Origin of the sequence: Pedobacter cryoconitis, assembly GCF_001590605.1 — a bacterium.
Lineage (GTDB): Bacteria > Bacteroidota > Bacteroidia > Sphingobacteriales > Sphingobacteriaceae > Pedobacter > Pedobacter cryoconitis_A.
Genome location: NZ_CP014504.1, coordinates 3337781 through 3350317, shown reverse-complemented (window position 1 = coordinate 3350317; position 12537 = coordinate 3337781). Strand labels below are relative to the sequence as shown.

Sequence of the window (12537 nt, the reverse complement as noted above, 5' to 3'; positions counted from 1 at the left end):
GATGAAAAGAAATTTAACCAGAATAGTTGTATTGGGCATCTCATTATTTGCACTAAATACCCATGCACAGATGAACCCTAAAGTGAAACTGGAAAAGGCATTGTCGCTGATCCAGCAGAATTATGTTGATCCTGTACCGGATGAGCCCATTGTAGATGCAGCGATTAAAGCGATGCTCGCCAGCCTGGACCCACATTCGAGTTATATGAACAGGGAAGAAGCGGAAGCGATGAAGCAGTCACTCACCGGAAGTTTCGCGGGTATCGGAATTCAGTTTTCAATGGTGAATGACAGTACTTTTATTACTGGGGTGAACCCTGACGGCCCGGCAGCAAAAGCAGGTCTGAAACTTGGTGACCAGATCATTAGCGTAGACGGTAAATCCATTTTTGGGAAATCCCTGAAGAATCAGGAGGTAATGCAAATGATCAGGGGCGAAAAGGGCAAAGCAGTGGAACTGGATGTTAAACGTATACAGCAGCAGCCCCTCCACTTGAGTGTGATGCGTGAATCAATTGCTGAACTGTCGATCAATACCAGTTACATGGTGGACAAAAACACAGGTTATATCTCATTGGCTGTTTTTAGCCAGTCTACACGCCGCGAAATGGACGAAGCTTTAAAAAGCCTGAAAGCTCAGGGGATGACTAAGCTGATACTCGATCTGCAAAGTAATGGCGGCGGATTAGTAGAGGCAGCGATCGGCGTAGCGGACGAGTTTCTCCCAAAGGGGGCCGAAGTATTTTATGCGGTGACTAACTCCGGGGTACATGATAATTACATGACCGGCGGCTTTGGTCAATTTACTGATGGCCAGCTGGTGGTGCTGATTGATGAGAGTACGGCTTCTTCGAGTGAGATACTGACAGGTGCGCTGCAGGACTGGGACCGCGCTGTAGTGATTGGCAGGCGGAGTTTTGGAAAAGGCTTGATGCAGATGGGTTTATCTTTACCTGACGGATCAGTCATCAGGCTAACCCAGGCGAGGTATTTTACCCCCTCAGGCAGATCGATACAGAAACCTTATGGTAATAGCAAAACGGATTACTTTCAGGATTTCAACCGAAGGATGGCTTCGGGAGAGCTGACAGATGCCAGCCATATTCATTTCCCGGATTCCCTGAAATATAAAACCAGAAAAAGTCAGCGGATTGTATATGGTGGAGGCGGTATTATGCCGGATAAGTTTGTACCTATTGACACTGCTATTTACAGCAGCTGGATGGCCAAAACGATGAACAGCGGGCTAACTACCAAGATTGCTTTCGATTATGTACAGCAGCAGCGTGAGCGCCTCATGAATACTTATAAAGATTTCTCCTCTTTTAATAAGGCATTTGAAGTTCCTGCGGCACTGCTGGATCAGCTTTATAAGCAGGCCCAAACAATCAAAATTACTCTTCCCGAAGCTGGAAACCAGGTGGCACAAAAAGCGCTGTGTCTGGAGCTGAAGGCAGAAATTGCCGGCCAGCTCTTTATAGGCAGGGGATACGAATTACAGGTACGCAACCAGGCAAGCAAGGCTTTTACCGAAGCAATGGCCATACTGAATGACAATAAAATTTATAACCGTTTGCTCGAAAATCATTCTTCATCGGCAAAAAAAAACATAAAAACTAAATAATTTACACAATGAAAAACAATATGAAGATAATAATGCTCATAGGTATGGCGCTAAGCTTGTCTCTTTTTGCTGAGGCTCAGAACGGTTATACGGTTAAAGGCCAGGTAGGAAAATTGAATAAGCCTGCAAAAGCTTTTCTTATTATAAATGACAATGGGAAGCCGAAAGTGGATTCTGTGATGATTGTGGATGGCAAATTTGAATTTAAAGGTTCAACCCCTTCGCCAACTGACGCAAATGTCATGATCAGGCATACGCTTAATAAGAATAGTGGTGTAGCTCCAAAAAGAGATGCAAAATCTTTTCTTCTTGATAATGAAAACATCAGCTTTGTGACTCCTACAGATTCAATCTCAAAAGCTGTAATTACCGGCTCGACGCTAACTGAAGAGAGTGGTAAGGTAGACAATTACCTGCGTCCGTTTTATGATAAATATAAGGTACTGGATAATGAATTTAAAGCGCAGCCAGAAGCGAAGAAACAGGATAAGGATTATATAAAAACGTTGGAGGAGCGCGCAAAGGTGATCGCCGATGAGATTGTAGCGGCCAAGCTTAAATATGTAAAGGAAAATCCTGATCAGTATATGTCGGTAATGGCACTGAATTCAACACTGGCCCCGGGATTTGATGCGATTGCTGCGGAAAAGGTTTTTCTGGGTATCAATGAAAATCTGAGAAACAGTTATTTGGGAAAAAAGGTGGCAGAAAGAATTGCCTCAACCAAAAAAACACAGGATGGCGTTGAAGCACCTGAATTTTCTCAGACTGATGTGGATGGCAAAATAGTTAAGCTTTCTGATTACAGGGGTAAATATGTACTGGTTGATTTTTGGGCATCCTGGTGTGCGCCATGCAGAAGGGAAAACCCAAATCTGATTAAGGCATATGACCAGTATCATGCAAAGGGTTTTGAAATCCTGGGTGTATCACTGGACAAACCAACCGATCGTGAGAAGTGGCTGAAAGCTATAGCTGATGATAAGTTAATCTGGAAACAGGTAAGTGACCTGAAAGGATGGGAAAACGCAGCGGCCAAACTATACGAGGTAACTGCGATCCCTATGAATTTTTTGGTAGACCCAAGTGGTAAGATTGTTGCAAAAGATCTGAGAGGTGAAGCCTTAAATGAGAAATTGAAAAGCCTTTTCGGAAATAATCCCAAATAGAAGTTTAGTTATAGTTAATAATGAAATGCAGGTTGATGGATGTCGCCTGCATTTTTTTTGCGGTATAATTTGGTTCATAGTTATGGGTAGTTTTCTTCTTAATTTGTTCGCTTATGATTGGCAGGAGTACAAAAAACGTAATAACCTGATTAATACTTAATAATTATTTAACCTAATAAAGTGAGTAATGTCATAAGCCCACTTCATCTTTATCGCTGATTATAACACTCACCAAAAACATGGCGTATTACAGGGCAATCAGTGCTTTATTATTAATAGCAGCATTTAACTGGTGTACACCAGCACGTGCACAGAAAAAATTATACCAATATGTTGATCCGATGATTGGTTCAGAAGGATTAGGACGGGTTTTTGTGGGGCCATCTTGTCCTTTTGGTATGATTAAACCCAGCCCTGATTGTACCTCGGCACCCAATAGCGGGTGGTTACCGGATCCTACACCAGTTACAGGTTTTAGCCAGGTGCATGTAAGTGGAACGGGTGGGGGCCCTAAATACGGTAATATTCAGCTTATGCCATTTGTAGGTGCGCTGAATAAAACAGAGCAATCTTCAATGCGAGAGAATGAGCATGTGGCATTGGGATACTATGGCGTTACACTTAAAAAGAATCAGATCAAAGCTGAAATTTCAGCCGCAGAAAGAGCTGCTATTTATCGGTTTACTTACCCTGAAAAAGCACAAAAAGCCTTGAAAATTGATGCAGGTTTCTTTTTAGGCGAGCAGCCGGAACCTGATGCACGCGAGGCCCAGCAATTTGTAGGATCGGAAATAGAAATGGTATCGGCTTACGAAGTAAGGGGGTATAGCCGAATTCGTGGCGGTTGGAATAATGGTGCTGCTTATACTGTGTTTTTTGATGCCGTGTTTGACAGCCCGGTTATAACTTATACTACCTGGAAAGGTGATAAACTTTATCCTGGTAAAAAACAACAGTTTGATGCAGGTGAAAAAACAGGTACTTTACTGGCATTTAAAAACAGCCTTTCTGATACGCTAAAGGTTAAGATTGGCATTTCTTTTATCAGCGAGTTGAAAGCTAAAGAAAACGTAGACCAGGAAATCCCTCATTGGAGTTTTGAACGGGTATTAGGCGAGGTGCAAAATAAATGGGAAGCACTTTTAAGCCGGATCGAAGTTAACGATGATGCCACATTAGACCAGAAGAAACTCTTTTACACCGGGCTGTATCATACCATGCTGATGCCTGCAGATCGTACTGGTGAAAATCCATTGTGGACGGTTGATAAGCCTTATTATGATGATTTTTATGCCATATGGGATACCTTCAGGTCATCAAACCCATTAATTACTTTAATATCGCCCAAACGCGAAATTGAAATTGTGAACGCGTTGCTTAATATTTATAAGCACGATGGCTATATGCCCGATTCGCGCAGCGGCAATTATAACGGGCGTACACAAGGCGGTTCAAATGCTGAGGTATTAATTGCCGATGCATATGTTAAAAAGCTGCCGGGCATTGATTATAACCTGGCTTTAGAAGCTATGCTTAAAGACGCTACCGTTCCACCCGGTGGAAATGGAGAAAAAGAAGGAAGAGGCGGATTAACTGACTATAACAAGCTGGGTTATGTATCTTATGATTTTGCACGCTCGGGTAACCGAACGCTTGATTATGCTTATGATGATTACTGCATTGCGGTTGTTGCTAAAGGGTTAGGAAAAGATAAAATCTATCAGCGTTTTTTAAAGCAGGCTGATAACTGGCGTAACTTATGGCGCGATGATTATCAGGATCATGGCGCAACTGGCTTTATTATGCCTAGAGATGCTGCAGGGCATTGGTTAGACAATATTGTTTATGGCGAAGCTAATAATCAGCATCCTACATTCAAGTATACACCGCTTACGCGTGAGTTTCCGTGGTATGTATGCCATTGGTGTGCTTTTTTATACGAAGCAACTTCGTGGGAGTATTCGTTAAGCATCCCGCATCAGGTTCCCATTGTAATTGCTAAATCTGGCGGTAAAGAGGCATTCAGGCGCAGGCTCGATACGCTGTTCGATAACAAATATTACAACGTAGCTAACGAGCCATCATTTTTAACACCTTGCCTGTATCACTGGATAGGCCGCCCCGATCTTAGTAGTAAACGCATCCGTCAGATCATAGCTAAAAACTATAATACTTCACATTTTGGGTTACCGGGTAATGATGATTCTGGCGCTATGTCGTCATGGCTGTCATTTCAAATGATGGGGCTGTATCCTAACGCTGGACAGTCTTATTATCTTATTAATTCGCCTTTGCTTAAGCAAAGCATTTTGCACCAGGAGAATGGCAGGGATTTCAAGATAATCGCTAAAAAACTGAGCGATGAAAATATTTACATCAAATCTGCAAGCCTGAATGGCAAACCATTTAACCAGGCCTGGATAGAACATGATGATGTTGCGATGGGTGGTGAACTGGAACTGGAAATGGACGATAAACCATCTGCATGGGGAACCAGAATATTACCTCCTGTTAAATATTAACCACCGGCATAACACACTGTAAAATGAAGAAAGTAAGTTATATGATACTATTGCTGATGCTGGGCTTAGGCGCATCGGCACAAAAATTAACAACGTTAATTAAAGAGGGCACTACTTTTAAATACACTTTTTACCTGCACGGGCAAACTTCGCCCTTTCATATCACGCTAAACAGTGTTTCAGACTCATTGCTTTTGGGTTGGAACATTCGCGGTTTGGCGGGTGGCAACTATATAGTTTCTGCATCGGGATTAAATAAGGGCACTGGTTTAAGCTTTGCTCAGCCAGAGCCTTTTAAGAAGGTTAAACTCGGTGCAGACCAGACTTTTTGTATGATCTCCCGTAGTGCGTTTAATGAACTGGTTACCAAGCATAAGTTTACATATAATAATACCATTTATGAACTGAAAGCAGATTCGGCTGTATTGATGATAGATAATCAGCCATTAGCGGTTTTGCACGTTGTTGCCCAAAATGAGACTACGGAATTTTGGATACTTAACAATCCCGACTTCCCTTTTATCTGTCAAAGCAAGGCTAACCCGTTAGGTATTGATATGAAACTAAATGCGATCACTCAGCCCTAACTTATACTGATTCTAAGGCTACTTAAAATCAGGTGTAGCACTGGCAGAAAAATGCCCTTGAGCTCTAGGCCAATATAAGCCGATTCTTTACCGATTTTGCCCTGTTTGGATGAATAGGCATCCACTTAAGTGTAAAAACATATTTTTGGTTAAAAGGTAATTATGATGCACTTAGGATTTCAATACACTGCGGTTTTTAAAGCGGTTTTTCTACGTTTCAGATTCAATATATATGTACTGATTGGGTTGATGATGCTCAGCGGAATAGTATATGGACAGTCGCCATGGGATATATTGGCTAAGCGTTCTTCTACGCTTGGGCTGAAAAAAGGAACCTTAAATTTTAAGGCAGGGGCATTGCAGTTGAAACTGTTGAAATCTTCACAAACTGTGGCCGCCCTGAATCCTGGTAAAGAAAGAACTTTTGATTTTAGTCCGTCCGACCGCCTTAAGCTGCGAAGCAGTAATGGGCTTTATCAGCTGGGTGACCTGAACCTGGTATTGAAAACACAGGGAGGGGAATGGAAAAAATATGCTACTGCCGCTAGTCGCATGCCGGTACGATTGATGAAAAGTGGCGGACATATACTTGCCGCATCTGATCTTGGACCAACTTTAGCCTCAACTATCCCGCTTCGGGTGAGACGTTACTGGGAGGTACAAGGGGGGCATTTGATTTTACGTTTTGAACTGAATAACAAATCTAAGCAAGCTGTAGAGATTGGTGGTTTAGGAATTCCAATGATCTTTAACAATATTCTGGAGGGAAAAACGCTGGAGCAAACACATGCCCAAAATGTTTTTTATGATCCCTATATAGGCAGGGATGCAGGTTATCTGCAAGTTACCCGTTTGAGCGGCCATGCACCTTCATTGTTGGTAGTACCTTATGGACATACACCATTTGAAGCCTATAACCCTTTACTTGATGACCCAACACCCCGAGGAATTGCTTTTGAAGGTTTTTATGAATGGACCGTGTATAGTAAAGCTTATGCAGAACAGGAGTGGAAAAATGCAGCACAATGGAATACACCAACATCATTGATCTTAAAACCAGGTGAAACACGCAATTATGGTGTAAAGTTTATTGTATCAGGTACAGTAAAAACTATTGAACAGACACTAGAGAAGAATCAACGGCCGGTAGCGATTTCTGTTCCAGGCTATGTATTGCCGCAGGATGTAGATGCCAGGTTATTTCTAAAATATAACCGGAAAGTTAAAACTATAGCTGTTGAGCCGCAACAAGCTTTAACGGTAACGGCTTCAGCAACAACTAAAAACGGCTGGAAGTCTTACCAGGTTCAGGGTAAAAGCTGGGGCAGGGCAAGGCTAACTGTTACTTATGAAGATGGGTTGGTTCAAACTATAAATTATAAGGTGATTAAGCCTGAAACTGAAGTAATCGCTGATTATGGAAATTTTCTAACCACTAAACAATGGTTTGAACAGAAAGATCCCATCTTTAAGCGTAGTCCGTCTGTAATCAGTTATGATGAAGATAAAAAGGTGCAGGTTACCCAGGACAACAGGGCATGGATTGCTGGTTTAAGTGACGAAGGGGGTGCTGGAGGTTGGTTAGGGGCAATGATGAAAGAACTGATCGCACCAAATAAAACAGAGATCCATAAATTACAGCGTTTTGCAGATAGTACCTTGTTTGGGCAGATCCAGGTCAGTACCGGACCGGAAAAATTCGGAGTAAGAAAAAGTCTCTTTTATTATGCCCCGGATTCGTTACCTAAAGGTACGTATGATAGCGGGATCAACTTCAAAACATGGTCTGCCTGGCCAGCCAGAGAAGCCAATTCAGTAGGTCGTTCTTATAACTATCCACATGTGGCAGCTGTGCATTGGGTAATGTACAGACTGGCGCGAAACTATAAAGGACTGGTGAATGAATCGGATTGGAGAAAATATTTAACATATGCTGCTGAAACTTCATTGGCTATGATGAGGCTTGCACCTTACTATGCGCAGTTTGGGCAAATGGAAGGGACAGTATTTTATTTGATATTAAAAGACTTGAAAGCCGAAGGTATGCTGTCGCTTGCCAACGCGCTGGAAGAAAAAATGAAAGTTCGTGCGCTGCACTGGCGTTCGCTGAAATATCCGTTCGGAAGTGAAATGCCTTGGGATTCCACTGGGCAGGAAGAGGTTTATATGTGGTCGTCTTATTTTGGATTTCAGGATAAAGCAGCTGTAACCATGGATGCTATCCTGGCTTATGTTCCTATAGTGCCCCATTGGGCTTATAATGGTAATGCAAGACGCTATTGGGACTTTTTATATGGTGGCAAACTTTCACGGATAGAACGTATGATCCATCATTATGGATCTGCATTAAATGCTATACCGATATTGACAGACTACAGGAAACACCCAAATGATTTTTATCTGCTGCGGGCTGGCTATGGTGGTTTAATGGGTTCGATCTCAAATATTACTGAAAACGGTTTTGCCCCGGCGGCTTTTCATGCTTTCCCTTCTACTTTACGCAATGATGGGCTGTCTGGTGATTATGGTTCCGGATTTTTTGGTTATGCAGTAAATACGGCCAGCTATATACTTGATCATCCGGAGTTTGGCTGGCTTGCCTTTGGAGGTAATCTTTCGAAAGAAGGATCGTGGATACATGTTAAACTAACAACTGCGGCGAAATCTGCGGTATTTGTTGCACCTGCGGGATTGTGGATTACATTGGATGCAGGTCAGATAGCAGAGGTTTCTTATCAGTCTGGTTCAGGAGAAGTGCGTTTAAAACTGGAACCATCAAATGAATATTTGCCAAATGCCTTGTTGAAATTTCAGGAGAACTCCCCACTTAAAGGTAGGTACAGCATAGAAAATGCGGAAAGAAACTCCAGGGGAAATTATGTTATACCGCTTGTTGCTGATCAGGGTACTGAAGTGATTTTAAAAAAGAATTAAGCTCCTGTTTGTTTGATCCTTCATGAGCAGGAAAAACGTAATAATAGGTGCATTTACGGGTTGTATTGATTAATATCCGGTCATAGTTTGATTTGTTACCTGGTTAACTTTGGTCATCACACAAACAAGCATTTTTGTGGGTTAAGGCTAAAATAACTATTTAATAAGATAAAACTAAAAGAACATGAGCATCAACTGGAGTGGGGTATTTCCTGCTGTAACTACAAAATTTACAGCAAACGACGAACTTGATTTTAATACATTTGACCTGAACCTGGAGGCGCAGCTGGAAGCAGGGGCTCAGGGCATTATTTTGGGTGGATCTCTTGGCGAAGCAAGTGTATTAACAGATGAAGAGAAATTTGAACTCTTATCCCACACGCTTAAAACAGTAAATGGGCGTGTTCCTGTATTGCTGAACATCGCAGAACCAACCACAAAGAAAGCTGTTGCAGCAGCAAAAAAAGCGGGCGAATTGGGCGCTAATGGTTTAATGTTATTACCCCCGATGCGTTATTATGCTGATCATGATGAAACGCTGGCTTTTTTCTCTGCGGTTGCAGAGTCTACAGAATTGCCGATTATGATCTATAACAATCCGGTAGATTACAAGATTGAAGTTACACTGGAAATGTTTGATTACCTGGCCCGCTATAGCAATATCCAGGCAGTGAAAGAATCTACCAGGGACATTTCCAATATTACGCGCATGTTTAACCGTTTTGGGGAGAGGTTTAAGATCTTTACTGGTGTAGATCCTTTAGCTATGGAAAGTTTGGTAATGGGTGCACATGGTTGGGTTGCGGGCCTTGTAGATGCTTTCCCTAAAGAAACAGTAGCTGTTTACAGGCTGGTAAAACAGAACCGTATCGCGGAGGCGCTTGCTATTTACCGCTGGTTCCTGCCAGTCCTGGAACTTGATATACACCCGAAACTGGTGCAGTACATTAAGTTGGCGGAAGTTGCAACAGGTATTGGAACAGAAACGGTGAGAGCACCCCGTTTACCAATTAAGGGAGAGGAAAGAGAAAGGGTATTGAAGGTACTTAATGATGCGCTGGCCAATCGTCCACAATTACCTGCTGGCAGCTGGGGCAAATAATCGGGATAGTCATGGAAGGAAAAAATATTGTATGTTCAGCTTATGCTGAACCTTCGGGGGAAAGCTTTGAGGCTATAAACCCTGCTACAGGTAAAGAACTGGAGGGTGCTTTTTTTAAAGCATCTTCAGTTGATATCACCAACGCACTAAATGGTGCTGAAATTGCATTTCAAACCTATAAAAACATAGATAAAGATTTAAAAGCATCTTTTTTAAGAAGTATTGCCGATGAAATTCTCTCGTTAGGAGATGAACTGATCAGCCGGGCTGCGGCTGAAAGTGGCCTGCCTGTTGCAAGGCTGCAAGGTGAACTTGGGCGGACCACAGGACAATTGAGATTGTTTGCGGATTTGGTAGAAGAAGGATCGTGGGTACAAGCTATTATTGATCCTGCTTTGCCGGAAAGAAAGCCTATGCCTCGTGCGGATATCCGCAGGATGCTGGTACCGCTGGGGCCGGTAGTTGTTTTTGGGGCCAGTAATTTTCCGCTTGCCTTTTCCGTTGCCGGAGGAGATACTGCTTCTGCATTGGCAGCAGGGTGTCCGGTGGTAGTGAAAGCCCATCCGGCACATTTAGGTACCAGTGCATTGGTGGGATCAGCGATTATAAAAGCTATAGACAAATCGGGCCTTCCTAAAGGATTATTTTCTTTGTTATACGATAGTGGATATGAAGTTGGTGCAGCTCTGGTTAAACACCCAAAAACAAAGGCTGTAACATTTACAGGTTCTTTTAAAGGAGGGAATGCTTTGATCCGGCTGGCACAGGAGCGTGAGGTCCCAATTCCGGTATTTGCGGAAATGGGTAGTATTAATCCGATTATCTTATTGCCTGGGGCATTGGAGAACAGAGCGGAAGAACTTGCACAGAAATGTGCCGGATCCATTACACAAGGTTCGGGACAGTTTTGCACTAATCCAGGATTGATGATAGCAGTACAGTCGCCAGCACTTGAAAAATTCAAATCGGCTCTGGCTGCTGCAATTCTTGCCTCGCCATCTTCAACTATGCTAACTGCTGGTATTTTCAGTAATTATAGTCAGCTTTCTAAAGAGATACTGGATGACAATCATATTGATCTGCTTGCAGAATCAACTGTTATAAATAAAGAATTGGAGTGCCAGCCGGCTGCCAGGGTCGCTTTAATCAGCGCGAAGGATTTTATAAGCAGCATTAAATTTCAGCAGGAGATCTTCGGACCTTATTCTTTGCTGGTGACTGCAAAAGACGCTATTGAGCTACAGGAAGTTATAGGTGTGCTGGAAGGTCAGTTAACTGCTACTTTAATGGCAGAACCACAAGAACTGGAGAATTATCAGGAGCTTTTAAATGAGCTGATAGATAAAACTGGACGGTTGATCCTGAATGGAGTACCTACTGGAGTAGAGGTTTGTGCAGCAATGCAGCATGGTGGCCCGCATCCGGCAACAAATGATAGTCGCTTTACTTCTGTAGGCAGTATGGCAATCTATCGTTTTGCAAGACCAGTGGCTTGGCAGGATTGGGAAGATGAATTGCTTCCTGATGCGCTTAAAGCAAAAAACCCTTTAGGAATTTACAGATTGGTGGATCAAAAATGGATTAAATAATGGGTAGTAAAACTTTTTTTTGTGTAGATGCACATACTTGTGGAAATCCGGTCAGGTTGGTAGCCGGTGGGGGGCCTTTGCTGCAGGGGGAAACTATGAGTGAGAAAAGACAGCATTTTTTGAAAGAATACGATTGGATCCGTACTGGGCTGATGTTTGAGCCCAGGGGACATGATATGATGTCAGGTAGTATCCTTTATCCGCCCCATAACATTGAAAATGATATTGCTGTTTTATTTATAGAAACCAGCGGATGTTTGCCAATGTGTGGTCACGGAACAATTGGTACGATTACCATTGCCATTGAAGAAGGACTTATCCAGCCAAAAATACCAGGTTTTATCCGGATGGAAGCTCCGGCAGGGCTGGTTTTAATTGAATATCAGCAAACGGGAAGTAAAGTGACTTCGGTTAAACTGCGGAATGTACCTTCGTATCTTGCTGCATCAGAACTGCAAGTAGAATGTCCTGAGCTGGGAACATTGACTTTCGATGTGGCCTATGGAGGAAACTTTTATGCCATTGTAGATCCACAAGAGAATTTTGCCGGGCTTGAGAATTATACAGCTGCACAACTGATTGCCTGGAGCCAGGTTATTCGCGGGCGCATCAATGAGCAGCATACTTTTGTTCATCCATTGGATTCGACAATTAATGGCTGCAGTCATATTCTTTGGGCTGGGGCTACTTTAGATTATTCATCCACAGCGCGTAACGCTGTGTTTTATGGAAATAAGGCGATAGACCGTTCACCTTGTGGTACAGGCACCTCTGCAAGGATGGCTCAATGGCATGCCAAAGGTAAGCTGAAAAAGGGAGAGACCTTTATTCATGAAAGTTTTATTGGAAGTAAGTTTATTGGGAAAATAGAGGAAGAGGTGGAACTAAATGGTTCACCAGCAATTATTCCAAGCATTGAAGGCTGGGCAAAGGTATACGGCTATAATACCATCAAAATTGACGATGATGATCCATATGCGCATGGTTTTCAGGTCATTTAATCATTTTTC

General features: G+C 42.7%; 8 protein-coding genes. All 8 read left to right on the top strand.

Annotation, left to right across the window (positions count from 1 at the left end; all coding sequences use genetic code 11):
- The first annotated feature begins 1 nt into the window (after position 1).
- The 8 genes from AY601_RS13820 (at position 2) to AY601_RS13785 (ending at position 12528) form a co-directional block, all read left to right on the top strand.
- Positions 2–1624, top strand: a complete 1623-nt coding sequence (locus tag AY601_RS13820) for a S41 family peptidase (protein WP_068402074.1) — start codon at positions 2–4, stop codon at positions 1622–1624.
- A 20-nt stretch (positions 1625–1644) separates the two neighbouring features.
- Positions 1645–2793: a TlpA disulfide reductase family protein gene (locus tag AY601_RS13815; protein WP_198163524.1), complete on the top strand. Its 1149-nt coding sequence runs from the start codon at positions 1645–1647 to the stop codon at positions 2791–2793.
- Between the two features lie 239 nt (positions 2794–3032).
- On the top strand, positions 3033–5315 hold the full coding sequence (locus AY601_RS13810; protein ID WP_068402070.1) for a GH92 family glycosyl hydrolase: 2283 nt from the start codon (positions 3033–3035) through the stop codon (positions 5313–5315).
- 23 nt (positions 5316–5338) lie between these two features.
- Positions 5339–5902, top strand: a complete 564-nt coding sequence (locus AY601_RS13805; RefSeq protein ID WP_068402068.1) for a hypothetical protein — start codon at positions 5339–5341, stop codon at positions 5900–5902.
- A gap of 162 nt (positions 5903–6064) precedes the next feature.
- Entirely contained in the window at positions 6065–8836 is a 2772-nt protein-coding gene (locus tag AY601_RS13800; RefSeq protein ID WP_198163523.1) for a DUF5695 domain-containing protein, read from the top strand.
- 184 nt (positions 8837–9020) lie between these two features.
- Positions 9021–9938, top strand: coding sequence for a dihydrodipicolinate synthase family protein (locus AY601_RS13795; protein ID WP_068402064.1), 918 nt, complete (start codon positions 9021–9023; stop codon positions 9936–9938).
- Between the two features lie 11 nt (positions 9939–9949).
- Complete coding sequence (locus AY601_RS13790) at positions 9950–11527, top strand: aldehyde dehydrogenase (NADP(+)) (protein WP_068402062.1); 1578 nt, start codon at positions 9950–9952, stop codon at positions 11525–11527.
- Positions 11527–12528 (top strand): 4-hydroxyproline epimerase, encoded by a 1002-nt coding sequence (locus tag AY601_RS13785; protein WP_068402060.1) that lies wholly within the window; start codon positions 11527–11529, stop codon positions 12526–12528. The genes AY601_RS13790 and AY601_RS13785 overlap by 1 nt, the downstream gene beginning before the upstream one ends.
- Positions 12529–12537 lie beyond the last annotated feature (9 nt).